The sequence below is a fragment of the Stenomitos rutilans genome, from assembly GCF_059505485.1.
Genome location: NZ_JCACKR010000159.1, coordinates 56,515 through 82,022 on the forward strand (window position 1 = coordinate 56,515; position 25,508 = coordinate 82,022).

Below are 25,508 nucleotides of genomic sequence, written 5' to 3' on the forward strand. Positions count from 1 at the left end.
ATTCAAAATTGTCAAGGTTTCTAGGGGAGTAGCTTCCCCCAATCAACATGCCATTCGTCAGCACTCCAGTTGAACGTAAGTTGTTGTTGCCTACAGACAAAACCGTTAGGAAAATCGCCCAAGTCTTTTCTAAAAATTAATCCATCAAGGTAAGCATGGCTGTAATAAGCGTCGTCACCAAAGTATTTATAGTCTTCAACCACAATCGCTCGCTGACCACTGGGAGATAGATAGGCTTTAGAACAAAGCAAGCGGCTACCAAAGTGGAAGTCTTGGAGTTTACCCAAAAGTAAGGCAAGTACGAGTACTAAGCCGATCGCTTGCAGCGTATAAACAACTCGTTCAGCGGCCTTAGATAGTGCTGCCTGCCTGACTAGAGATGCAACTACGTTAAAGAAAAAGACGATAGCAATACACAAGAAAACAATACCTAATAGGCTCTGAACACCTAAACTAAGTTGGGCTGAGTCTATACTCCCAATTGTAGGGCTGAGAGGTCTGCCGATCGAGAAGACTAAGACTAAGAGAATAATTATGACGACAAGCTGCAAGCAGAACAACAATACGCCTACTGGTATGACCACCAGTGCCCCGCTCCACATTAGTAAGAATACAAGGGCAAACCGAGCGCCTAAAGGAGAAAAGATTGCAATGGGGGCAAGTGCAGTTGGCTGCCTGACTTTGACGATTAAGAAGGCTAGCAGAGCGATCGCGCTACTACCCACAACAGCGGTAGCAGGCAACCCCAAAAGACTGCCTCGCAGACTGTAGTGGTTAACGATCATTAGCCAAAATTGGAAGACGAAAAATGCTGTTAACTTCAGGAGGAGACTCAAACGTTCCTGCATTTTTCACCGCCTAGAAATAGTGCAACCCAACAAGTTGTCTCGATTCTAGGCTGTGGTTTTGGCGATTGCTCTTAACATGAAGGCCATGTGAGTTTGACAGGTTGACTCAGGGATATTACAGACAAACATCCTGAACATTCACCGATCACCAAATCTTCGCCATTTGTAAGACAAACCCTGGCAACTCTGGATCACCACTTACGGTATCAGGATTGTCTAAGATGAGTGGTTCCTGATTGGGGCGATAGAGATGCACCGTGCGATTTTTGCGATCGATCAGAAATCCCAGTAAAGCTCCATTCGCAAGATATTCCTTCAGCTTGTCTTGCAGACTGGTCAGCGTATCGCTGGAAGAACGTAGCTCAATTACAAAGTCAGGACAAATGGGCGCGAAGGAGGCTTTTTCTTCTTCTGTTAACGCTTGCCAACGCTCCAACCTGACCCAGGAAGCATCAGGAGAGCGGGTTGCTCCGTTAAGAAGGGTGAACCCGGCGCTAGAGTCGAAACCTATGCCGGTGCCATCCTGGTCAGCCCAGTTAGCTAGTTGCTGAGCAATGTTAAAGTTACGATTCCCGGTATCGGCAAACGCGGGTGGCATGATGATCACATCTCCGCTGGCAGTGCGTTCAATGCGTAAGTCACGATTGGCTAAACAAAATTCGTAGAACTGCGCCTGGGTCATAGAGGCGATCGCAGGCAAATTTACTGTCAGTGGCGTATTGTCTGTTTGAATGAGCAGCGTTGTCATGGTTGCCTCTCAGCCTGTGAAGGGACGCGTGCCATCAAGTCTTTTCTTTAAACACGGTTCTCCATGCTTCAACCGTGCCTTTGCCGATTTCGATGTCTTTCGTTTTGCCATTCTCCCACACTAGTCGAATTCTCATATTGCCAATGGGTGCGTTTGCAAGAGTCGATGCTAACTCAGGGGCGATCGCGCCGTCTTCGTAAGTGTAAAGCTGACCATTAACGGCAAACAAAATCGCTTTAGGTGTATCGTCAAAGCGGGTATAGCGATAAATTGGCTCCTGCTCAGAGTAGCGTTCTTCAATCTTTTTGCCCTTCTTTTTAATCCAGCGGCTACGCCAAACCGTGTTATAGCCAATAATGTCTGAGTCGTACCAGGTATAAGTGGCGCGAATGCCACCTTTTGACCAGCTTGTGACGAAAACAAACCCATGATCAGAAGGGCTAAAGTTTTTGTCATACACGACGACTCCATCAAAGGGATCGTTAATGACCTGAGACCACTGCACTTTGGCGCTGCCCTCGATCGGCGCAGGCTGAACGGCTCCCGCAACCGATTCCACACTCAAGGCGAATCCAATTCCAACACCGAATACGAGTAATTGTTTCTTCATCTCTATTTAATATGTGAAAGCAACTGATGACTTGGAACTTAAATCGTGATGCACAAGCTGATACTGACTTTCTACAAATGCGATGGGAGCGATCGTGGATGGTTTTCTGGACAGTTGAAGTAGAAGGCAACCGCAGAGACGCAGAGACGCAGAAGTTAAACTCAAAAAACGTTCACGGCTTATGCTTTCCCTCACTCCTCACCCCTTTGCAGGCTTCTTGATCGCCTCTAGCACTGCTGCGATCGCCCCGTCCTTCTGCGGATCACGTCCTTGGGCATAAGGCACGGCAAACGGCACATCAATATCTGGGGCAACGCCTTTGCCTTCGATGCGCTGTCCATCAACCGATACATCGGCAACAGCGAGATAGAGCAGGCTGCCGTCCTGCATGATGTAGGCGCGTCCAGCTAGCACGGCCCCAGCCGTTGTGCTGCCCACAATTTTGCCGACCCGAAACTGCCGAAAGCCATAAGCAAGAATTTCTTTACCGCTACGCGATCCCTGATTGACCAGCATCACAACTGGCTTTTTCCAAGGCAAGTCAAACTGGCCTTTGGTGCCGTTGCGGTTAGTAAACGTCACATTCAGCGCGGGTGCAGTAAACGGATTCAGGTAACTGGGTTCGGCACCTCCCCAGCCATCCCGCAAATCCCAAACCAGACCATCCACTTGGCTGAGACGATCGCCCAATTCTTGCTCAAGCTGTCGCTGATAGGCATCATCGGCATACGACCAGACGTGAATGTAGCCAACTTTTTTACCGCTGCGATCGATGACTTGGACACTGGCCTTCATCGCATCCAGAAACATCGTCGTGGGGTCGAGACGCTTGGGCGTAACGGCGATCGCTTGGGGAGCCGTGTTGGGCATGCGCTGAATCTGGATCTCAACGGGGCGATCGGCCTTTTCAGCGAACGATTGAATGGGTTGAAACGGCTTTTCATTGACCGCTAGAAGCTGATCCCCGACCTTAAGACCACCGTTGGCAGCAGGCGAACCATCCAGCACCGCACGTACAAACGTTTTACCATCCACCTCACGCGTGTAGGCACCAATGCCCACATACTCCAGCTTGCCATTCGGTAAGAAGGGTTTAAGTTGACGCTGAATGCCGCGTCGCCAAAAAACACCTGCAAGCTGGTAGTATTCTGGCTCCGCTGCGGTGTAGTAGTGGGTATGGGAAGCTTTTAGCTCTGCAAGCATCTGATTCACGACCACAGTCAATGCTTCCGGCGATCGTGTCTGAGCCGCCAGAGGTGAATACTTCTGCCGCATCGCCTTCCAGTCAACGCCGTTGAACTTTGGGTCGTAAAAATTGTCGTTGACCGTCTGCCAAATTTGCTCAAAAACTTTAGCTTGCGACGGCTCAGCGCGTGAAAGCACCGGTGTAACCGCCCAGAATACCATCGGCACTAGGAGACTTGCGAAGAGTGTGATTAACCAGCGATGGGGCGATCGCATGAAACGAGTGAGTGTCGATCGCATGAAATGGCTCAACATGCTTACCTTGCTATCATTCAGATAACGATTTACCTTTCTAAATTGAATTAAAGCGAATCACGAAAGTTCCACAAATCCCTCAATGGGCTTGTTTGGCTGGCGAGGGTGCGTGGGGTAGGGTGTAAGGGAGCGCAGGGGGCGCAGAGGAAGCAAGGGGAGAAGGCTCAACGCTCAACGCTAAAGGATAAACGGCTGACCGCTCACCACTGACTGCTCAATTAACTCCTAACTCAAAACTCTTAACTCAAAACTTTCTCCCTCCTCCCCCCCTTCTTCCCATGCAGCTCCGCATCCAGCTTTTTACCGTTCACAAGCGCTGTCCTCTCACCATCAGCCGTGGCACAACGGCACAGACGACTAATGTTTGTGTGGCGATCGAGCATGAGGGCACCGAGGGTTGGGGAGAAGCTTCGCCCTTTTCGATCGGGGAGCAACCGCAGACAACGGACATGATCGCGCGATCGCTGCAAAAAATTGCGCCCCTCTTAAAAGCGCTCAATCCTCTAGAGCGCCAACGCATCGAACGACTGATGCTAGAAGCCCGGTTGCCGTCTGCTGCGCGTGCAGCTTTAGACATCGCATTACACGACTGGGCTGGAAAGCAAGCAAACCTACCGCTGTGGCAACTGTGGGGCTTAGACCGCGATCGCATCGTCCCAACGTCCATGACTATTGGGATCAACCCACCCGCTATCGCTCAGCAGCGTGTGCGAGATTGGCTGGGGCAGGTGCCAACGCTCCAGGCATTGAAGCTCAAGCTTGGTAGCCCAGAAGGGATTGAGGCAGACCAGGCAATGGTGTTAGCGGTACAAAGTGCTGCTCCTCACATCACCCAGATTAGTGTTGATGCGAATGGTGGCTGGCACGTAGAGCAAGCGTTGAAAATGTCGCACTGGTTGGCAGATCGAGGCATCACCTACATCGAACAACCCTTGGCAAAAGGGCAGGAAGGAGATCTGCCTGCACTCTACCGAGAATCGCCACTGCCTATTTTTGTGGATGAAAGCTGCTTCACCAGTTATGACATTTTGCCACTGGTTGATCGTGTCCACGGGATCAATATCAAACTCATGAAAGCAGGCGGTATCACCGAAGCGTGGCGCATGATTCACACCGCCCGCGCCTGTGGTTTAAAGGTGATGTTTGGCTGCTACTCTGATAGCGCCTTACTCAACACCGCTTTTAGCCAACTGTCACCCCTCGCTGATCACCTGGATCTCGATAGTCATTTAAATCTGCTGGATGATCCCTTTACGGGTGCTAGCTTCCAGAATGGGCGTGTGCTGCCGGGTGAGAAGCCAGGGTTGGGGGTTAGGTTGAGGGCAGGAGGCGGCTAGGGGAGCAGGGGAAGCTAGGAGAGCGGAGGAAGCAGAAAAGTTTTGAGTTCTGAGTTAAGAAAGCTACCAGCGCTCAGCTTTTTAGCCTTTATACTTTAGCTTACCCTCCGGGAAGCAAGCTACAGCCTTCTCCCCTGCTTCCTCTGCTTCCTCTACCCCCTCTGCCTCCCTATTCCTCCTCTCTCGGCCCGATCGCCATTTGCATCACAAACGGTTCGCCACCGATCTGGTGGTACTTATCGGCCCATTGTCGAATGACGTGATCTAGCTCACTTAGCGCTTCATCAACGCGATCAGCCGGGATATCTAATTCTTCAAGGGCACGCATAGCCTTCGACTGACGCTTTGCCCAGGCGTTCATAAGGCGGAAATACCGGGCGGTGTCTTCTACCATTAAAAAGGTGCGCTCTTCTTCATCCGCAGGGGAATAGGAGGCTCGTGTGAGCGCGTAGAAGGGCATGCCCCAAGGAGAGTCGAGTCGGGTGACAGTGCCAGAATAGAGTAACCGCCGCTTGATGTGTTCGGCCAGAGCCTCACTGAGCAACATCTGCTGGTCTTCCGGCAAATACTCTTGAGAGCGAGCGTGGAGAAACTCAATGAGATCTAAGAACTGGAAGGAGTTGATTAACTGTGCATCGGGCAGTTTGTCAGACGGTAGCTTTTGCTCAATTTGGCGCTTTTCGTCTGAGGTAAGGCTGGTACCCGCGATACGCGATCGCCCCGCTTCCCAGGGATACTGTTCCAACCAAACGTAAGGAAACTGAATTAAATAGCGCGGTTCCTGTGAACCTAGCATCTTGAGCAGTTTGCCTTCTGTCAGCGCTTGTCTGACCTCTTCGACGATCGCTTTTACACGCTTGGGTTCAATGTGATGTAAGTGCCCCGTCATCCGGAGGTTTTGATCTTGCTCCAGGTAGGTCATGTAGATCGCACATTTGGCAGCCGTCGCCGCTGCATCTAAAAACGCTCCGTGCCGATGCCCACTGGTTCGCATGGCACTAAACGCCAAGTAGAGCAGGATCTGATCCATGGCACTAGGACCGAGACGTTTGATCAGATCGAGGTCTTTAATCATGTCAGCCAAACTAATCCACTGGAACCACTACGGACGCGTCAATGATGCTATAAGCATCGTCTTGTTACATCTTGCTCGCGGCAATCGCCACAACGTACAGAGCAATAGCGCTTAAGCTAGACTATTTTGCCACTGTGCTCGTTAAACGGCTCATTTCAAACCCTTAGTTGTCTATTATCCTAGTATTCCCCAACAATTCAAGCTTTAAACTGATGAATTAGTGCCCCTAGAGTTTACTTTCTGTAGCTTTGTCCCCTTCTAACGCAAGATTATGTAGACAAAGATTTTTCAGTAAAAGTGCGGCTTACTTTGTAACAGATTACTCCAGGAACGATCGCACCGTAACAAAGACACTCAAGCTCGTTTATTTAAAGAGGTCGATGCTGGGTACCACGATATACTGCTCTCAACTGCTTGCTATGTAAGCAGTAGGAAAGTGACGCCAACGCTCAAGAACGGGTAACGTCATTCATCTAGCATTCAGCATGCAGCCAACACATGGTAAGCGCAACGATTCTGATCACACAATGGGCTTGATCACATCGCGGATCTAACTGGGCAACGAGACGATGAATCAGGTAAACAGCTGGTGTTCTGGCGTGATTAATCACTAACAAGGCACCCCAGGAAAGCAGACGCTTTTACACACTGAGACGCTGAATAGCATAAACTAGCAGCAGTTACGCCCCAAGCAGCGTAAATTCCCGAAAGAGTTGACGACGGCCACTACCACGGTGAAAGGTTTGCACGGTTGCATCTGCTAGCTGAGTCGTCGGCGCGGATTGATCCAAAGAGCGGAGTGCTTGATTTGCGATCGCCTTAGCATCACGCAAGTCCGAGATGAGAAGCACGAGCAGCAAGCCTGGTAACAATGCAGTCGGATGAAAGCCCATAAATTTAGTTCGTGTTAGGTTCCTCTTACCTGTTACGGACGATTTGTCAATCCATCAGGACGAATTTCTAAGATTGGCGCTAATACTCTCGTTTATGTCTTCGTCGTGGGTCAGCAGTTTTCCGAACGCAAACCTGGCATTCTTGCTTGACTGTCTTCTGAAGCTAGGGATGGCATGCTTGTGTTAAGCGCTGACATCAAGACTTACAGACTTTTTGTGCTTCTAGGTGAGAAGCTGGCTCTGCCTACAAACAACTGCGCGAACCAAGGAAATGTATCGGAGGCTACTGTTTGCAGTGGCCCTCACCCGTATTCATGAGGGGGTATGCATTGGATCAAGCGCTGTGCAATTCAACGACTACGAACCAGAGAACTTTTACGATGAACTGTTTATGGCGAAAGGTGAGCCGCGTACAGAGGCGATGCCGCTGATCGATCGCATCAATTCTCTGTCGTCTGAAGAAGTGCAGCGGCGACAACAAGCGGCGCAGATCGCCCTCTTTAAAATGGGTGTGACCTTTAACGTTTACAGCGACAACCAGGGCACAGAACGCATCATTCCGTTTGATATTATTCCCCGTATTGTTTCGGCAAATGATTGGGCAACGCTGGAAAAAGGTTTGGAACAACGAATCTACGCGCTCAACCTGTTTTTAGCAGATATTTACAATGAGCAGAAGATTCTGCGCGACAACGTGATTCCGTCTGAGATTGTTTACTCTGCCAGTGGCTTCCTAAAGCCGTGCATGGGGCTGAAGCCTCCGGGTGGCATCTGGTGCCATATTACGGGGACCGATTTGGTGCGCGATCGCAGCGGGCAATGGTTCGTTCTAGAAGATAACTTGCGCTGTCCGTCTGGCGTGTCTTACGTGCTCGAAAACCGCCGCGTCATGAAAAGCACCTTTCCCCTAGTTTTCAACACGATGCAAATTCAACCTGTGGAAGAATATCCCAGCCACCTGTTAGAAACCCTGCTCAACCTTGCCCCTCCGCACCTGATCGATCCAACGGTCGCGGTGCTAACCCCTGGCATTTACAATTCTGCCTATTTCGAGCACTCCTTCTTAGCGCAGCAGATGGGCGTAGAATTGGTCGAAGGGCGCGATTTAGTCGTGGCAGATGGTTACCTGCAAATGCGCACCACCAAAGGTCTTAAGCGAGTGGATGTTGTTTATCGGCGTATAGACGACATTTTTATTGATCCCAAAGCCTTCCGCCCTGATTCGCTGCTGGGTATTCCCGGACTGATGGATGTTTACCGCTCTGGCAAGGTAGCGCTGGCAAATGCGCTTGGCACAGGCATTGCCGACGATAAGGTCATCTACTCTTATGTACCAGCGATGATCCGCTATTACCTTGGTGAGGAGCCAATTTTAGCGAATGTTCCCACATACTTATGTTGGGAACAGCAGCAACAGCAGCACGTATTGGCAAATTTAGATACCCTGGTCGTCAAAGCCGCAGATGAATCGGGTGGCTATGGGATGTTGATTGGCCCCACCGCAACCTTACAAGAGCGGGACGACTTTGCCGGACGAATCAAAGCCTCCCCGCGCAACTACATTGCCCAACCAACTCTGTCTCTGTCCAGGGTTCCCACACTCATTGATGACACCATTGAAGGTCGCCATGTCGATTTACGTCCGTATATTCTTTATGGCAAGAAAGTCTACGTTAGCCCCGGTGGGTTGACGCGTGTTGCCCTTCGCAAAGGGTCGCTGGTGGTGAATTCATCTCAGGGTGGCGGCAGCAAAGATACGTGGGTTGTATGCAAATAAGCACTTTTCTCAGCGCTTACCTGGTTCTTCTGCCGCTTGCAACAGTGGCAACGCTTCTGTGGGGCTACTTTTACTCGAAAGAGCTGTTTATTCTTGTGTGGCTAGGCTTTTTTATTGCTAGCGCTTTGCTCGTTCCTAGTTTGACGAGTCCAATATTAAAGGCAATTGAGGATGGTTCATTCCTGTGGCTAGGTGCAACTAGCGGAGAAAGAATTCAAAATTTTCTGCTCATCGAGCGTGCGATTCTTGGCACTGCTCAAACAGCACTAAACATCTGGTTCATTTTACTGCTTGTTCGGTTAAGGAGCTGAGCAAATTAAGTAACTGCTCTGATCGGTTCGTTTTGCTGGAGTCCTACACATCCTTTTTGCCATGCTAAGTCGTGTTGCTGATTCAATTTACTGGCTCAATCGCTATGTTGAACGTGCTGAGAATGTGGCTCGTTTTGTGGAAGTGAACTTGAACTTGCTGCTCGATTCGCCTGCGGGGACGACGCAACAGTGGGAACCGCTGATTTTAACAACGGGCGATTTGCCGCTGTTTCAGGAGCGCTATGGGGAAGCCACCGCCGAAAAGGTCATTCAGTTTCTCACCTTTGATCCGGATTATCCCAACTCGATCGTCTCCTGCCTTCGCATTGCACGGGAGAATGCGCGATCGGTACGCGAAATCATTTCGTCGGAAATGTGGCATCAGGTGAATGAGTTTTATCTGATGGTGACGGAAGTGGCGCAGACGCGATCGCTTCAGGATCTATCGGCTATCCTCCGCTTTTTTGAAGAAGTGAAGCTGTCAAGCCATCAGTTTATTGGCGTGATGAATGCCACCATGACGCATAACGAAGGTTGGCACTTTGGGCAAATTGGTAGATTTTTAGAACGGGCAGACAAAACGGCGCGGATTTTAGACGTGAAATACTTCATCCTGCTGCCGTCAGTGAAAGATGTGGGCAGCACGCTGGATGAACTTCAATGGATGGCATTGCTCAAGTCGGCCAGTGCTTACGAGATGTACCGCAAACAAGGCATCCATCGCATTTCACCTAATTCGGTTGCCGAATTCTTGGTGCTAGAACGAGACTTTCCCCGATCGGTGCGCTTTTGCATTTTGCAAGCAGAGCGATCGCTCCATCAGATTACGGGTACGCCCGTTGGCACTTGGCAGACCCCTGTCGAACGCACGTTGGGACGGCTCCGCTCTGACCTCGACTACCTGACGATCGATGATATCATCGAAGCTGGCCTGCACGAAACGCTAGATGACTTGCAGCTTCGCATGAACGACGTGGGTAAGAAGATTTTTGAAACCTTCGTAGCGCTTCAACCAGTAGGGTGAGAAGTGAGGAGTGAGGGGAAAGAAAGCATTGAGTTAAGACAGCTATCAGCGAGCCGTCAGCCGTCAGCTTATGCTTCTTACTCTTACTCTCTGGCTTCTAGCTCCTGGCTTCTAACTCCTGTCTTTTACCTTCTGCCTCCCTCTAACAACCAACAACTCTTCGTGCTTTACCAAATCAACCACACGACCTGCTACAGCTACAGTCAGCCCGTGAGTTTGTTGCCTCATGTGGTGCGGTTACGCCCTCGTAGTGATAGCTGGCAGACATTGCGATCGTGTTCTCTTAATGTGACCCCTTCGCCATTCCAAGAATCGATCGTGTCTGATTTGGATGGTAATACCTTAACAACATTGCGGTTTAAGCCTGAGGAAACACAAACGCTGACAGTCCAAGTGCTGTCATCAGTGGAAACCCATCGCACGAACCCATTTGATTACTTATTAGAAACCTGGGCAACGCGCTTGCCGATCGACTACCCTTCGTCCTTGCTTTCGCAGCTACAGCCCTACCTGGGCGGTCAACAGGTGCTTTATCAAACGGGCATTGACCCGATCGCGCTTCAACTGGCACAAGAGATTGGGCACGCCGTAGATGGCAATACACTTAACTTTTTAAGCGAACTGAATCAACGTATTTACGCTGGCTGTCAGTACATGATTCGTGACACGGGTGATCCGCTCCCAGCAGGGGTAACGTGGACAATGCGATCGGGCACCTGCCGCGATTTTGCGGTGCTATTTGTGGAAACCTGTCGGGCGATCGGTTTGGCGGCTCGCTTTGTGAGCGGGTATCAGGAGGGAGATCCTGATAGCGACGATCGTCACCTTCACGCGTGGGCTGAAGTCTATTTACCCGGTGGTGGTTGGCGTGGGTATGATCCAACCAATGGCTTAGCGGTTGCTGATCGACATATGGCGCTGGTAGCCAGTCCGCTATCTCGCTATGCATCACCCATTACTGGCTCATTTAAGCAGGCAAACGGTGCTAAGGCAGCCATGACCTATCAGCTTACGATTCAAGGCATTATGTAAACTTTACACGCATAGAGGCATATGATCTCCTTACGGGAGCTTGTCTGTAGGGAAAACCAGGCTTGCAGCCTGTTTGCCGCTCAATGAAGTACACGTCGAAGCTTGAACGCTTTCTTTCTCGCTCTCTGAACTTCTACCCTCTGCCTTAGTAAAGGCGGCTGAGAACGTAATCTGCCAGTTTGACCAGCACCTGACGCGACTCTGAGGGAGGCAAGTCGGCAAGGTGCTCGATCGCGGTGCGGGTATGATGCATTGCCAGGTCGCGCGATCGCTGAATGCCTTTGCTATCGCGTACCAGCGTCAATGCCTGCTCTAAATCACCTGGTTGGGCAAATTCGCGCTCAATCAGCACTTCTAGATAGGGCTTTTCTTCTAGCGCATAAAGAACGGGTGCCGTGAGATTACCACTCTTCAAGTCCGAGCCAGCGGGTTTACCCAGTGCTTCAGTCGAGCCTGTAAAGTCGAGGATGTCGTCAATAATTTGAAAGGCTAAGCCAATGTGGCGACCGTATTGAAACAGGTCATCGGCTAACGCGGTAGAAGTCTCGCTTAAGGTGGCGGCGGCTTTGGCACTATTCGCAAGCAAACTGGCAGTTTTATAATAGCTTTTTTCGAGATATTCGTCGATCGAAAGACTGGTTGAAAACCGATTCAGCCCCTGTTGGATTTCACCTTCTGCCAGATCCATAATGACCTGGGAAAGCAGCTTCACCACTTCCAGATTGTCCAGGTTTGCGAGATACCAAGATGATTGGGCAAACAAAAAGTCTCCAGCCAGAACCGCGATGCGGTTGCCAAAGCTGCTATGTACCGTAGGTACGCCTCTACGCAGTTCAGATTCATCCACCACATCATCATGCACAAGGCTCGCCGTGTGAATCATTTCGGTGATTTCGGCCAGTCTGCGGTGGCGCAGTGTGATCTCTTGATCGAGCATGGTCGCTCTTGAAACCAGGAAGACGATCGCGGGTCTAACTCGCTTTCCCTTGGCTCCAAAGAGGTGTTCTGCGGCAGCGTACAGAACTGGATGGCGTGCCCCGATGAGGTTCTTGAGGTTCTCCGTCAGCACCTGCAAATCTGTTTCAACCGGAGAAAAAAGGGAAGTAGCTGAAGTCATGAATATCCGACTCAGACGATATAAGGTTACGAAACTTTAATTATTCTCCATCTATCTTAAGCTAAGCCACCTATCTATAGAACATAAAACTTCCTTTTTATACATTTTCGTCGGATTTTTGTCGGCGCTCAAAGGCAAAACGAGGGGTGCTTGCACAGGGCTAAAAACTTTTGGACAGAGCGTCTAACATCGTGTTAGCCTTGGGCTAGAAGCATTTTAAAAATTAAGCTCTGCGGTATCGCTCTTCAGGTATCTGACCCTCTGGTGCTGCTTTTGGCAACCAGACTGTAGGTGTGCCCCCTCATCTTACCGTGTAGATCTTTCTCATCTTTCTTAGCGAAAGACTTTGTGAAAGATGCTGAGCTTAAGCCGCAGATGGTCTTTGAGGCTAGGCGATCGACCGAGGTTAAGGGCCGCGTGTGGCGTGGTCGGTTTGTTCACCTCGAGAGGCGCATCCTGTCTTCGCAAGATGCTCTTAAACGTGGCTGTGCCTATTGAGCCAAGTGTCAAGCTGGGGCTTCCGATCGCCGCCACCCGCAAACTATTGCTTTGCTTCTGACTTTTCTCTGCTTTGCTTGCTGACCCTGCGCCCGTACCTGCCCATGTTCAGTCCTCAATTGTCTCTTGCCATTCCTGTTTGTGCAGCTGTGTATCTCCTGGCTGTCTATCTGTTGTTATTGATAGCTCAGCGCAATCGTTTGTCGCGTTTGCGCTAATGGCTTGCTTCTAGTCAAATGCATTCAGATGGTTGCCAGCAGGATTGCCTATTTGACAAACATACAAATGTGCATAACCGTTGTGATCATGCTTTCTCTCATTGACTGCCATTTAGATGAACCGATAGATGAGCCATGTGTCTAAGGTTGGGCGATCGTCTCTAGTCAACGGGTTCTAGCGCGGCTGGTTGAACAGTTTGGGCAGGAATCACTTGTTCCACAACAGGGGTGCAGCCAAGCCAGGACGTTGCCAGTTGGCTAAACGTTTGAGGCGAACCGCTCACGCAAAAGCGAGTGGGTGCAGGGGGCCGAAGGTTTTTAAGCGCCAGGAGATCTAGCTCCTGTGCTGCCGCCGCCACAACCGAAACCGCAGGGTCTACCAGCTTCACCGACGAGGGCAAAAGTTGACGCAAAATCGGTGCCAGGTAGGGGTAGTGGGTGCAGCCATAGATTAGAGTATCGACTTGCTGCTCGATGAGAGGCTCCAGGTAGACCTGAGCGATCGCGCCGATATACGGGTCATTCAGCCGATTGCCCTCAATGAGAGGTACAAATTCGGGGCAACCCACCTCCCAAACCTGCGTCGTCGCATCAATTTCTGCAATGGCGCGGCTGTAGGCTTGACTGGAAGCAGTTGCAGGCGTGGCAATGACCCCAATGCGACGGCCCTGTTGCACAGCGGCTCTGGCTCCAGGCAAAATCAACCCTAAAATGGGCAGGTCGAACTCAGAGCGCACCGCCTCTAGCGCCAAGGCAGAACTGGTATTACACGCCATGACGACCATTTTGGTGCCCTGCTGCTCCATCCAACCGAGGATTTCGCGCACGTACTGCAAAATTTGGGCCGGTGTGCGATCGCCGTAGGGCAAGCGCGCCGTATCGCCAAAGTAAATGACGGATTCGTAAGGCAACTGGCGATACAGTTCGCGCAGTACTGTCAATCCACCCAAACCACTATCAAACAGACCGATCGGAGCAGCATTTTGACCTGGAAGGCTGCTGCGAACAAAGCGATAACCTGACACTCCTCACTCCTCTTACTGACGAACCCTTGCCACACTTACAGCTAGTTTCATGGGTATTCACCCCATCCAAGACCCTAAACCCGCTACCCGTCTTGATGGGACGGTGGCTGGTTAGCTTGCAAACTGCTGTATGAACTCTTAAATTCTCACAGATTTTACAATTTGCAAAGTTTACCATTTACCCAGCTACGAGCTGCGCCCAAGATACCGCAAGATCCCACGGGCGATCGCGTTTGCCATCTGGGTGCGGTAGTTGGCATCCGACAGCTTAGCCGCATCATCACGTCCCGTGACAAAGCCCACTTCTACTAGCACGGACGGCATTGACGTTTTGCGCAGCACGTAGAAGCGAGCCGATCGCACGCCTCGATCTTGAATGCCCGTGCCTTCGAGCACGCTTTGGTGAATGGTGCGAGCTAGGTTCAGTCCGCTTTGATAGTAGTAGGTTTCTAAGCCGCTAATATCTTGTCGGCTCAGGTTGATAGAATTGGCATGGATACTGACAAACACAGTGGCATTAATCCGTTCTGCCAGTTGAACACGTGGTTCCAGATCGAGATCGCGATCGTCCGGACGAGTAATCACAGCCTGTACGCCTTGCCGCTCAAGAATGGCCGCAACTTTCTGCCCAATATCCAGCACAATACCTTTTTCTTGCAAGCCACCAATGCCGATCGCGCCCGGATCAGGGCCACCATGCCCTGGATCGATAATGACAACAGGCCGTCCATTCGTTGCTCTGGGTGGGTCAGGGTTAGGATAGCTCGGCTGTGGCGGCACTGGATCGGTGCGGGGGGCAACTGGTACAGGAATATTGGCAGAGGGATTGGGCTGAGCAGCAACGGGCGATCGACTGCGTTGGAGTTGCAGTGCTAACGATTGCTGGCTCGGTTGATTCAGATCGCTAATGAGCACACCTGAAGCTGGCGTCACCAAAATCACAGCCGTGTTGGCCGTTTCTTGTCGCAGTCGCAACTTGAGTACCGGACTGGAGGCTTCAAGTTGAGGCCCCTTAACGTTCTTGGCTAGCTGAGCAGAGTTGATTGTGACGCGATACGCACCAGTGGTACGATCCCATCCTGTGGTGTACTTCAACGGCTGGCTAGCACGAACCACAAGCTGAGAATCGTTGTTTTCCAACGCAATCGATTCGATCGTAGCCAGTGCCCCTGGGCGAAGCACGGGAGCAGGGGTCGTATTGCCTTCACCACTCGACGCCACTTTACTGGTGGGAAGCAACACTAACCCACCTACGCTGCTGGTGCTGGCTTGCCAATCGGGGCTGGCTTGATCGACGTTGAGAGTAATCCGGGCAACAGGTGGCGATGCTTGCTGCTGGCTTAGCGTGACGCGATTTACACCTAAACGGTTGACTAGCACGTCACGGGGGGCTGCCAAGGCAAGCGTTGCGCCCTGCACATCAATAGTAATCTGACCACGATCGCTACTACGGCGCACATCCAGAGTTGGCGACCCACCATTGGTACGAACAAAGATACCGTCGGGCGTGACTCGTACACCCTGAATTTGAGTAGAGGTGCTGGACTGATTACTGCCGCCAGTCAAGCCTCCGGATGGTGCAGTAGCCGTTGTATCAGGCGGTAAAAGTTGTGGTGTTGGTAGCTGTACCGTCCACTGTCGCGCTGTAATGCCGCGAAACCGCACTTGATTGGGATCGATCGTGTAGCCCGGTGCTAGCTCTACAACCAGTCGTGCGGCACTGCGATCGAACTGCCCCAATCGCACAGACCGAATTGCCCCACCGTAAGACTGGGTGGAGGCGGGACGACCCAAAATGACCCCTGGCAAATCAATCACGAGCCGGGTTGGGTCAGAAATTAGCTGTGCTTTAGGCTGTACATCTTCATCGGTGGTGAATTCTAACTGGTTGCGGTTAGAGTCGAACCGCCACGATTCTAGCCGCGAGGCATGAGCCGGAGCTGCGAGGAGTAGGAGGGACGTTGCAGCGAGCAGAAAATGGGGAAGGTGTTTCACGGTATCTCGTCAAATTTTCAGAAAGCTAGTTCTCAAAAAGCTGGTTCTCAAAAAGCTGGATATCAGCCAGGAACAGTTCACAACTTGGTCTCCTCACACCCGCTTCACCGTACAGAGCGAAGACGATCGTCAATGTGTCGATGAGGGTGTCTTGTTTGCGATCGCAACAACTGTGGTTCGCAACAACTGCGGTGTACAGAACCAGCGATCGCGTGTGCTAATTGGGGCTTCAATTCAACAACTCCGCTCCGTTAAACCATAAATCCGGTCAATTTTGAAGCTGTAATCGTTGCCTTCGTCGCGCCACCACTGCCAGACAATTGACTGCCAGACAATCGGCGCGTACAGGTGCCTGACGCAAATTTGAGTCGTTAGTTTCATGCCCAAAGAGAATTTTCTGCTCACCAGAGACATCGGAAGAGTGATCACACCCTTAGCAGCCTATACCGCGATTGTTCTCGCCCTGAGCAAAATCTGAAACAGCGGTAACCAGACGCTACCGAGTATCAGTTGTGTCAAAACGAGGGTACCCGCCACACAAAACTGCTGTAAGAATATACTCGATGGATCAAGTGTGCGATCGGAATTTCTACGCTACTTTGATTCTGACTCAACGCTTTCTAAATCCACTAAGCCCGGATTTAACGTGATTGCCTGAGCGAGATCTGGCTCCCCACGGCCCATACCCGCTCGATCGGACTGAGCAAACACAAGCCGCAGCAATGGTGGCGCGAGGAACGTCGTCAAAATCACCATGACGATGACGGCAGCTTCCAGTGGTTTAGAAAGCACGCCACTCTCAGAGCCAACCGCTGCAAACACAAGTCCCACTTCCCCTCGTGGAATCATGCCCACCCCGATCGCCAGTCGATTCACGCCAGGTACACCAAACACGCTGAGACCCGTTACCACTTTGCCCAAAATCGCCACAACGAGCAAGAATGTCGCAATAATCAGCCCAGGGCGATTCTCCGGCACCAGTGGATTTAGCACGCTCAGATCGGTACGGGCACCCACTACCACAAAAAACACAGGTGTGAGCATATCGGCGATCGGAACCACCTTTTCCTCTAGCTCCCGTTGTTTCTCTGTTTCTGCCAGCACCAGCCCTGCTGCGAAGGCACCCAAAATGGCTTCTAGCTGAATAACCGCCGCAATGTACGCCAGGATAAACGCAAAGATCAGAGAGACCAACAGCAGTTGACCCCGCGTTTTCATGCCGTTGACGAGTGCCACAAACAGTGGGCTGAGCAAACGCCCGACCAGAATGGCACCGACCAAAAACACACCCGCGCTCACAATCAGGTAAGCCACTTTCGTGAGTTCCACCGAGCCATCGCGTGCAAGGCTAGCAACCACTGCCAGCACAATGATGCCCAGCACATCATCCATCACCGCTGCGCCAATGATGATCTGTCCTTCAGGAGTACTCAAGCGCTGCATCTCAGCGAGCACTTTTGCCGTGATGCCAATACTCGTTGCGGTCAACGCGGCTCCAGCAAAAATTGCTGGTATGGTGGGAATCCCGAAGATCAGGCTTAGCCCGATCGTACCGCAAGCAAAGGGAACCACAACCCCAACCACTGCCACCAGCGTTGCCTGTGGCCCGACTCGCAAGAGTTCTTTAAGGTCAGACTGCAAGCCAATCTCGAATAGCAGAATGATCACACCCAGTTCTGACAAGACGGAAATAACTTCGCTCTGCGCCTGAAACACAGATGTCAATGCATCTGGGCTTAGGTTTGCCGTCAGTTGCATCAAACCCATAATCAGTGAGTGGCTGCCGTCTTCACCACTGCCCGGAAACACGAGCAGCCGGAAAGCAGACACCCCGACAACAACCCCACCGACCAACTCTCCTAGAACAGGGGGTAGGTTAATGCGATCGCACAACTCACCCCCAATCTTGCTTGCCAGAAAGATGACCACCAAGCTTAACAGCACCCCAGCCAGCACTAGAGAGCCGTTTGCTGCCTCAACCGCTGCCGCCAGCAAAGAATGGCCGAGCGGCATTGAAGCACCATCAAACAACACCGGAACGGTCAACCAAGTCATGAAACCTACCATTGGCCCCTGGGGAAAATGTTCCTTACCAATGTACAGTTTCTATTGCAGAAGGTTAAGCAGGCGGGGGAAGCAAGGGAGGGCAGGGGAAGCGGGGAGGAAGGCGGGGGGAAGCAGAAGAAGGCGGAGGAAGCAGGGAAGAGTAGAAGGAAGCTAGTTTTTTGAAGAAAGAAGAAAGCTCTGCTAAATCAACTCAAACCTAGCTTCCTCCGCTTCCTCCGCTCCCTCTGCCTCCTCTGCCCCTCTCTCCTCCCTACACAAACACTCGATGCTGCAACGACGGCATTTGGCGACGCACCTGTACCAAGCGAGAAGGTTCGATCGCGGCGATCGCCACGCCTGGTTCGTCGCCTGCATCTGCTAGCACCATTCCCCAGGGGTCAATAACCATCGCGTGTCCGTGAGTTTGACGCATGGCGTAGTGCCGTCCTGTCTGGGCCGGAGCCAGCACGTAGCAGGTGTTTTCGATCGCCCGCGCTTGAAGCAACACTTGCCAGTGGTCTTTTCCGGTAAATGCGGTAAACGCCGCTGGTACAAACAGCACCTCCGCACCCATTTGAGCGAGATGACGGTAAAGTTCTGGAAAGCGCACATCGTAGCAAACAGATAACCCCAGATTGCCCAGTTCTTTAGACGGATACACGGGCGGTAGTCGTACACCTGCCAGCACAGTGCCGGATTCTTGATAGGTGTTACCATCTGGCACGTTGACATCAAACAGGTGTACTTTTTCGTAGCGTGCCAGTTCTTCCCCATTTGGACCAATAAGTAGCGCCGTGTTGTACACCTTGCCGTTTCCAACGGGCACTGGAAAACCGCCGCCCAGCAGAGTTACCTGAAAACGTTGTGCCATCGTCTTGAGAAATTTTTCGCTGGCAACTGCGATCGCCTCTGCCTGAGCTAGTTTTTCGTGTTCGTCACCTAAAAACGGGAAATTTTCGGGTAGGGCAACTAGGTCAGCACCCTGACGGACTGCCAGGTCAATTAATTCCTCCGCCTGGATTAAATTTTTTTCGAGATTGGGCAGGCTGGTCATTTGCACAGCAGCCGCCAGATAAGACTTCATAGGCTCAACTCAAATCGCAGCTAAAAATCATAGGTTCAAGTTTATTGGAGTGTAACCGCGTTTAGTGTTGGTTGCTCCAATGACTTGAAACCCCTCATTACTATTTAAAACCAGGTTTGCCCCGCAATGCTTGAGAATGTTTGCCTGCACACATCTCTTTACGCGATCGGGATCAGGCCTGTTCCGAAATTGATCCCCCACACGTTGAATCGGTTACTGTCGCTCATACCACGCCATTGTATCGAACGCCTGTGCCAATACTCACTCATCACTCCGTGCTGACTCGGTTCACATCAACATGACTAGTCTCTCTGCTTGGCGTTGTCGTCGCAGCGTTGGTGAATTAGCAGATGAACTTCAGATTTTAACGCCTAGACAGGATGGAGAATAATGTCAGTTAGAGTGGGAGTGCAAAGCCAATGGAATGTCCCGACTGTGGTGGCACTCATATTCGCAAGAATGGGCAGCGCCAGACCAAACAAAACTATATCTGTATGAGCTGTTGGTGGCAGTTGCTCAACCAGTATGAGCATCGCGGCTACAGTGACGACGTGAAGCGGCTATGCCTGAAGATGTGCCCGATGCCATGGGAGTGCGAGGGATTAGCCGTGTCACCGAGATTGCGCACCCGACCATTTTGAACTGGATTGAAGCTTCGGGGGAACAGTTACCGGATAGCTATGGCCTAAAGCAGATTCCCCCACTGAGGGAACTGGATGAACTGGAAACGTTTGTCGGCAAGAAGGAAAGCAAGGTGTGGATTTGGACGGTAGTGAATCACTTTCAGCCTGGAGTCCTTGGATGGGCGATCGGCGATCATAGCGCCCAAACCTTTCGACCTGATGGAACGCGATCTCAGTTTGGCAATGCTACTGCTGGGTGAGTAATGGCAACCCTGTCTAACCCAGGGTTTATTCCGCCAGGAGATCAGATTGTCAGTAAGGCTTACATGACCCTTGTGGAAGACGACAGTACTCGTCTGCGCCATTATCTACACGGTGACATCGCAAAATGTTGTGCTACTCCAACCCGGTTGAAATGCTCACGCATTCTGTCCGATTGTTAATCCACATACCTCAAGTTTGGGGATGTGCCTGTGCCTGCCTAAATTCATCTCCTCATTTACCAACGCCGACCACCTAGTAGCGCAGTCCAGCTTAGGTTTAACTCAGCATTCCCCGCAATACCAACAGAATGTGTTTAGCTACGGCTACAACGCCTTGCCAACCTCAGTTGCTTCGGGTACCTCAGTCAGCTTCCCAGTTCTAACGTCATAAATAAAACCATAAATGGGAATTTGATGGGGCACTAAGGGGTGATTGCGAATTCGCTTCACGTCATCATAAACGCTGCGGGACAAATCTTTGAACGTCAGCCAGTCAATATACTCGGCTTCTATTGATCCTGGCCCTTCGCCCACATCTTGCCAGCCCTGCTCATCAATCACAGCCGTCTTTAAACTGCTTGCCAGCAATCTGCGAATAATATCGTCAGTAAACAGCGCCATGCCGCAGTCACTGTGGTGAATGACAAACCATTCACGGGTGCCCAGTAGCTTGTAGGAAATGACTAAAGAGCGAATAGCATCGTCGCTGGCACGTCCACCCGCATTGCGAATAATATGCGCATCCCCCTCTGCTAACCCTGCATATTGAGCAGGATCAAGCCGTGCATCCATGCAGGTGAGAATTGTGAAATGACGGGCTGGGGGAATGGTAAGTTTTCCTTTGTCCCCAAAGTTTTCAGCATAGGCGCGATTTGCTGAAAGGACTTCTGCCAGGATTTGGCTCATTGTTTGGCTCCACGTTTGAACATGAGAAAGGTGTGCAGGTGCCAACGCTATAGCTAAGGATCGCAGCTTAAATAACTTCGACGAGTGAGCTGTTCTGTAGGGGACGCACTGCCGTGCGCCCGTACTCCAAGATCACACTTTAATTAATTCTCGTTCCTAAGCCCAAAAACAGTTGGCGATCGTCTCAATAGTTGCTTCAGTCACCTCTGCGAACGACTATACAACGGTTTTCCGATATGTGTACAGGGTTTACTGCGTCTCAAGATTACCTACAGCGCACTCAGTCCTATAAAAACACAGCAAATCGAAAGGGTCTTTGCATCTACAGCTTGCGTTGCAGAAAGCAGAGTATATACTTCCGCTTTCTGTCCTAGCGATTCACCGCGATCGCCTACTTGCTCAAAGAACACACCCAGTAACAGGCAATAGAGAATAGATTTTAGTCTATTGATAAGCAAAAATACATTTATTTTTCATTATCTCAGCTTCGCAATATAGTTTGATCTAGAGCGAAATGTAGCGTTAACAACCGTTTTGCAAAGCAAGTTGAACTTAGAGCGTGAGGAATGTTTGTGAACCAGGATCGAGGGCTTTTGAGTGGATTGATTGCCATGAAGCGATGGGGCTTTTTAGGCTTGCTGATGGGGATGTCACCGTTTGGGATTGATGCCGCGATCGCGGCGATACCCATGAGTACCATCAACGTACCCAAAACCACCCCTCCCTTGAGTCGCATTGAGGCCCAACTACAAGCGAGCAGCGATGTCACTACGCCGCTGAAGGATGTTTCTACTGCAACCGCTTCGGACACCGAACCGATGGCACAAGTCACCTCCGTGTCTCAGCTATCGGATGTGAAACCAACCGACTGGGCATTTCAGGCATTGCAGTCACTGGTTGAGCGCTATGGTTGCATTGTTGGCTATCCAGACAAAACCTTTCGGGGTAATCGTGCTCTCACGCGCTATGAATTTGCGGCGGGTTTGAATGCGTGCCTCGATCGGGTGAATGAACTGATTGCAGCAGGCACGGCTGACCTGGCGAGAAAAGAAGATCTGGTTGCGCTGCAAAAACTGCAAGAAGAATTTGCCGCCGAACTAGCCACGTTGCGAGGACGGGTCGGTGCGCTGGAAGCGCGTACCGCCACGCTAGAAAAGCAGCAATTCTCTACCACGACTAAGCTGAATGGTGAAGTGATTTTTAGTTTAGCTAGCGCGTATGGTGCAGCGCCTGGTTTCAAAGATGCTCAGCCTGTGTTTAACGATCGACTGCGGCTGAATTTGACGACCAGCTTTACAGGGAAAGATTTGCTGATTACAGGGTTGCAAGCCTATAACTTTGGGCAAGGGCCAAGCGCACTGTTAGGTGGGTCGGGCAGTTTGGGCGGCACTTTGGGCTACGGTGATCCGGTCTTCGGTAACGCTAGCCAGGTTTATTTAGGCTATGCCCCTCAGTTTCCTGAAACCAACCCCCAAAACTTAACGGGTGGACGAGGCAACAATCGAGTGGATCTCTATAAACTACTCTACATCTTTCCTGTTGCGAACAAAGTGACAGCGTTCATTGGCACCAGTGCAGAAGTATCGGATGCGTTTCCATCCATTTTGCCGTGGTCAAGTGAAGGGCAGGGGGCACTTTCTCGTTTTGCGACCCTTCCAGCGGCGCAGCGAGTTTCGGGAGGCACCTCGCAAACGGGTCTAGACTCGGCGGCGGGTCTTATTTTGAACCTGTCAGACGCGATCGACCTTCGGGCGCTCTACGGTGTAACGTCAGCTAGTCTGCCAAATAATGCAGGCTTTCCAGGTACACCGTTGGGTTCTGGCCTTTTTGACGGTAGCTACATTGCAGCGGCACAGTTAACCGTAAAGCCTTCTAAAAGTCTGGACATTGCGTTGAACTACGCCCATAGCTACCACCAGATTAATATCTTAGGAACAGGACTGGCTGCTTCTGATATTGGTTCTGTCGTGTTTACACCAACGGCAGGTGAAATTGCGCGTCGGGGAGCGGGTCTGGGCGCTACAGGGGCTGTCATTAATCAGGGTATTACGTTAGATACGCTGGGCCTAACCGCTGCTTTTAGGCTTTCACCACAGTTTTCGCTGGCAGGCTCATTCTCTTATATCTTTAGCAGTTTGGTGGATGTTGATGCCTCAACCAATTTCTTGAGCTGGCAGGTTGGCATACAGGCAAACGATCTGCTCCGCAAGGGAAGTACGGCAGGTCTCATCTTTGGGCAACCGTTGTCTCGCGTTAGCACGAGTGGACGCGCGTTTGATCCGGGCAACCGCACGCCGTATCAGGTGGAAGGCTTCTTCAACTTCAAGTTGAGCGACAACATTAGCGTCACTCCAGGCTTATTTGTCATTTTCAATGCCGAAGAGTTGAGCAGTAGTTCTACCGTTTATGTGCCTGTCATTCGTACCACGTTTACGTTCTAGCTTGCCGATCCATCTGTAGGGGTTACATATAACGGCCCTACAGATGGATCTGTCGTGAAATCTATTTGAATCGGTGTTAGCTGTCAGCCGTCAGCCGTTAGCTTTTGATGATGGCTAACGGCTGATTGTTGCTTGCAAGATGAGGCTCACGGCTTAAAGGGGATGGCGATCGTGCAGAGGAGTTTTGGCAGGCGATCGACGATCGCACCAAAGCCATCACAAATTTAGATGCCGACGATACCAATCTAATGTGGCTCTGATTGCAGTGTGTAAAGGTGTTGCGTGATTGCCGAATGCTTGCACGTATTTGTTGTGATTCACGACAAATGGCTGCTCAAATTCATACATCATTTCAACGGTTTCCTGTGCTTCGGGAATAAACAGTCCAGCAATTCGCGTCATGAATTTTCCCATACCGCTCATTTTGGGTGTATGCCCAGCTTCTTTAAATGCCAACGTGAGAAACTGACGCGTTGTAAGGGTTTCAGCATTGGGAACATGCCAGATCTGCCCCAGGGCTGCTTCCTGCTCTCCAAGGGCGACTAATGCTTTGCCAAAGTCGTCAATAAAGGTATAAGTGTGAGGTACATCCAAATCACCTACGGCAGCAGCCGTTTTCCCCGTTAAGATGGCTGGAAAGACGCGATCGCCCATCACAGAGCCTAAGACACCAGGGCCATAAAAGTCCGACCCGCGCGCGATCGCAACACGCACTAAACCCTGTTGATGGGCTGTGAGCAAGGCTTCTGACATTTGAGCACGCGTACGTCCCTTGCGGGTTGTAGCCGCATTGGGTAAATCTTCTCGGAGCAAGCCATTAACGGCTCCATACATATAGAGGTTATCTGCCACAACCAATTTGGCACCGCTGACAGCCGCCCCTTGTACAATACTGGCTTGCAGTTTCGGGAACAAGGTAGGCCATTGGGTGTAAGGAGGTTGAGCACATTGATACACAACGGCGGCATCTTGCGTCACTGCACGGGTATTCTTGAGGTCATAAACATCAGCCGCAATGACTTCAACCTCTTCAGGCACAGTGGCCTGTCCGCTGCGATTGACCATCCGAATCCGCACTGGACGAGTTAGCAATTCGCGCATCACCGCTTGACCCAACGGTCCCGTCCCAAAAATGACATGGAGTTCTGTTTTCATGGCTTCCTTTTTTCAACAAGATGTTCTTTTCAACAATGAGATCAACAATGAAAGGCTTTAGCGTGGCGTGCGGCGCAGTACTACAATCCCAGTGAGCAAAAACCAGAGTTGCAGCACACTCACCGACACCGTGATGAATGCGCCCAGATCCACTCCAAATAATTCGGCTACTTGCAGGGCTAACAGCGTGGCGGATACCAGTCCAAAGAAGCCTAGCCAGCGCGGTAAGCGCCTCGTTTGCAGAATGATCAACGACACGATCGCCAACCAGGGTGCGGCAAATAAACTCACGCCCAGCACTTCACCAATCGACCCAGCGTAATCATTCAGCACGCGATACACGACCGCGATCGCATCACGAGTTTGGCTGGATGTGGCGGGATTGACATACAGGGTTGCCAAGGCTGGCATGGCAGCGAGCCAACGAATAATGCCTAAGCAGCGAGCGATCGTTGAAGCAATGCCAAAGCCAGCCGCAACACGCAGCCAGGTGGCATACGCTTCTTCATGACTCAACAGGCGAACCAGTGCTAGAGCCACGACCCAAAAGAGGATTGAGTAAAGCAGGTAAAGCAGATAGCCCAGTCTGACGGCTGCGGCCTGTTGCGTTAACAGCGGTAGCATGACATCTGCTGGAGCACTCAAACTTTGAGGCCAGTTAATGGCGCTGCCTAAAATGGCAACAGGTGCAAAAAGCAGCAGACTTTCAATAATCAACACGCATCCGGTAGTGCGATAGAGAAATTTTTGAGGGAAGGAAGGGAGAGGATTGATCACGCTGTTCGTACCCATGTAGTGGTTGATGGCAAACGGGACAGTCATAGGACTATTGGTGTTGTTTCCAGGGTGTAGTGAATGCGAGTGAACTGAATGGTCAGTATTGGAAGGACGATCGTGCTAGCAGTTGAAGTCGCGCAAGGCAAGCTTTGTACGATCAGGGGCGATCGCTCCCTAACCAGTAGATTGAACCAGGACGCATCCA

At 51.1% G+C, this 25,508-nt stretch carries 21 protein-coding genes and 1 pseudogene; 6 read left to right on the forward strand and 16 right to left on the reverse strand.

All coding sequences use genetic code 11. The features are described 5' to 3' along the window. Positions 1 to 20: 20 nt before the first annotated feature. The 4 genes from AC5JLP_RS31690 to AC5JLP_RS31705 all read right to left on the reverse strand — a co-directional run bounded on the left by AC5JLP_RS31690 (position 21) and on the right by AC5JLP_RS31705 (position 3,706). A complete protein-coding gene (locus AC5JLP_RS31690) occupies positions 21 to 848 on the reverse strand; it encodes a hypothetical protein (RefSeq protein WP_496071853.1) in 828 nt (275 codons plus the stop codon). Positions 849 to 993: 145 nt separating this feature from the next. Next, entirely contained in the window at positions 994 to 1,596 is a 603-nt protein-coding gene (locus AC5JLP_RS31695; protein WP_496071854.1) for a Uma2 family endonuclease, read from the reverse strand. 34 nt (positions 1,597 to 1,630) lie between these two features. Beyond that, entirely contained in the window at positions 1,631 to 2,206 is a 576-nt protein-coding gene (locus tag AC5JLP_RS31700; protein WP_496071855.1) for a hypothetical protein, read from the reverse strand. Positions 2,207 to 2,404: 198 nt separating this feature from the next. Then, positions 2,405 to 3,706 carry a S41 family peptidase gene (locus AC5JLP_RS31705; RefSeq protein ID WP_496071856.1) on the reverse strand — a complete coding sequence of 434 codons (1,302 nt, stop codon included), beginning with the start codon at positions 3,704 to 3,706 and terminating at the stop codon, positions 2,405 to 2,407. A 278-nt stretch (positions 3,707 to 3,984) separates the two neighbouring features. Here AC5JLP_RS31705 and AC5JLP_RS31710 point away from each other — a divergent pair, with 278 nt between their 5' ends. Further along, positions 3,985 to 5,043 (forward strand): dipeptide epimerase, encoded by a 1,059-nt coding sequence (locus AC5JLP_RS31710; RefSeq protein ID WP_496071857.1) that lies wholly within the window; start codon positions 3,985 to 3,987, stop codon positions 5,041 to 5,043. Positions 5,044 to 5,212: 169 nt separating this feature from the next. Here AC5JLP_RS31710 and hetR read toward each other — a convergent pair whose 3' ends face one another. Both hetR and AC5JLP_RS31720 read right to left on the reverse strand, forming a co-directional pair. Continuing rightward, entirely contained in the window at positions 5,213 to 6,118 is a 906-nt protein-coding gene (hetR, locus tag AC5JLP_RS31715) for a heterocyst differentiation master regulator HetR (RefSeq protein ID WP_496071961.1), read from the reverse strand. 680 nt (positions 6,119 to 6,798) lie between these two features. Further along, complete coding sequence (locus tag AC5JLP_RS31720) at positions 6,799 to 7,011, reverse strand: hypothetical protein (RefSeq protein WP_496071858.1); 213 nt, start codon at positions 7,009 to 7,011, stop codon at positions 6,799 to 6,801. Positions 7,012 to 7,354: 343 nt separating this feature from the next. Here AC5JLP_RS31720 and AC5JLP_RS31725 point away from each other — a divergent pair, with 343 nt between their 5' ends. The 3 genes from AC5JLP_RS31725 (at position 7,355) to AC5JLP_RS31735 (ending at position 11,155) form a co-directional block, all read left to right on the forward strand. Continuing rightward, positions 7,355 to 8,788, forward strand: coding sequence for a circularly permuted type 2 ATP-grasp protein (locus tag AC5JLP_RS31725; RefSeq protein WP_496071859.1), 1,434 nt, complete (start codon positions 7,355 to 7,357; stop codon positions 8,786 to 8,788). Positions 8,789 to 9,160: 372 nt separating this feature from the next. Next, positions 9,161 to 10,123: an alpha-E domain-containing protein gene (locus AC5JLP_RS31730; RefSeq protein WP_496071860.1), complete on the forward strand. Its 963-nt coding sequence runs from the start codon at positions 9,161 to 9,163 to the stop codon at positions 10,121 to 10,123. A gap of 162 nt (positions 10,124 to 10,285) precedes the next feature. After that, complete coding sequence (locus AC5JLP_RS31735) at positions 10,286 to 11,155, forward strand: transglutaminase family protein (RefSeq protein ID WP_496071861.1); 870 nt, start codon at positions 10,286 to 10,288, stop codon at positions 11,153 to 11,155. Positions 11,156 to 11,300: 145 nt separating this feature from the next. On the opposite strand, the gene sds is transcribed toward AC5JLP_RS31735, so the two are convergent. From sds to AC5JLP_RS31765, 6 genes are all read right to left on the reverse strand, one after another. Then, positions 11,301 to 12,272: a solanesyl diphosphate synthase gene (gene sds / locus AC5JLP_RS31740; protein ID WP_496071862.1), complete on the reverse strand. Its 972-nt coding sequence runs from the start codon at positions 12,270 to 12,272 to the stop codon at positions 11,301 to 11,303. 877 nt (positions 12,273 to 13,149) lie between these two features. Beyond that, complete coding sequence (gene murI / locus AC5JLP_RS31745) at positions 13,150 to 14,013, reverse strand: glutamate racemase (protein WP_496071863.1); 864 nt, start codon at positions 14,011 to 14,013, stop codon at positions 13,150 to 13,152. Between the two features lie 186 nt (positions 14,014 to 14,199). After that, the gene (locus AC5JLP_RS31750; RefSeq protein WP_496071864.1) at positions 14,200 to 16,008 is read right to left on the reverse strand and encodes an N-acetylmuramoyl-L-alanine amidase; all 1,809 of its coding nucleotides are present in this window, start codon (positions 16,006 to 16,008) and stop codon (positions 14,200 to 14,202) included. Positions 16,009 to 16,242: 234 nt separating this feature from the next. Continuing rightward, complete coding sequence (locus AC5JLP_RS31755; RefSeq protein WP_496071865.1) at positions 16,243 to 16,389, reverse strand: hypothetical protein; 147 nt, start codon at positions 16,387 to 16,389, stop codon at positions 16,243 to 16,245. A gap of 213 nt (positions 16,390 to 16,602) precedes the next feature. Next, a complete protein-coding gene (locus AC5JLP_RS31760; RefSeq protein ID WP_496071962.1) occupies positions 16,603 to 18,021 on the reverse strand; it encodes a cation:proton antiporter in 1,419 nt (472 codons plus the stop codon). A 304-nt stretch (positions 18,022 to 18,325) separates the two neighbouring features. Further along, entirely contained in the window at positions 18,326 to 19,138 is an 813-nt protein-coding gene (locus AC5JLP_RS31765) for a carbon-nitrogen hydrolase family protein (protein WP_496071866.1), read from the reverse strand. A 419-nt stretch (positions 19,139 to 19,557) separates the two neighbouring features. Between AC5JLP_RS31765 and AC5JLP_RS31770 the strand changes: the two are divergent. Beyond that, positions 19,558 to 20,246 (forward strand): annotated as a pseudogene (locus tag AC5JLP_RS31770) (IS1 family transposase). Between the two features lie 102 nt (positions 20,247 to 20,348). Here the strand turns inward: AC5JLP_RS31770 and AC5JLP_RS31775 are convergent. Further along, on the reverse strand, positions 20,349 to 20,930 hold the full coding sequence (locus AC5JLP_RS31775; RefSeq protein WP_496071867.1) for a beta-class carbonic anhydrase: 582 nt from the start codon (positions 20,928 to 20,930) through the stop codon (positions 20,349 to 20,351). A 689-nt stretch (positions 20,931 to 21,619) separates the two neighbouring features. Here AC5JLP_RS31775 and AC5JLP_RS31780 point away from each other — a divergent pair. Beyond that, on the forward strand, positions 21,620 to 23,371 hold the full coding sequence (locus AC5JLP_RS31780; RefSeq protein WP_496071963.1) for an iron uptake porin: 1,752 nt from the start codon (positions 21,620 to 21,622) through the stop codon (positions 23,369 to 23,371). Between the two features lie 97 nt (positions 23,372 to 23,468). Here the strand turns inward: AC5JLP_RS31780 and AC5JLP_RS31785 are convergent, their stop codons facing one another. From AC5JLP_RS31785 to AC5JLP_RS31795, 3 genes are read right to left on the reverse strand one after another with little or no spacing between them, the layout of a single operon-like run. Continuing rightward, complete coding sequence (locus AC5JLP_RS31785; protein ID WP_496071868.1) at positions 23,469 to 23,591, reverse strand: hypothetical protein; 123 nt, start codon at positions 23,589 to 23,591, stop codon at positions 23,469 to 23,471. Next, positions 23,588 to 24,526 carry an SDR family oxidoreductase gene (locus tag AC5JLP_RS31790; protein ID WP_496071869.1) on the reverse strand — a complete coding sequence of 313 codons (939 nt, stop codon included), beginning with the start codon at positions 24,524 to 24,526 and terminating at the stop codon, positions 23,588 to 23,590. Before AC5JLP_RS31790 ends, AC5JLP_RS31785 begins: the two co-directional genes overlap by 4 nt. A 57-nt stretch (positions 24,527 to 24,583) precedes the next feature. Then, positions 24,584 to 25,348 (reverse strand): DUF4386 domain-containing protein, encoded by a 765-nt coding sequence (locus AC5JLP_RS31795; RefSeq protein WP_496071870.1) that lies wholly within the window; start codon positions 25,346 to 25,348, stop codon positions 24,584 to 24,586. Between the last annotated feature and the right edge of the window lie 160 nt (positions 25,349 to 25,508).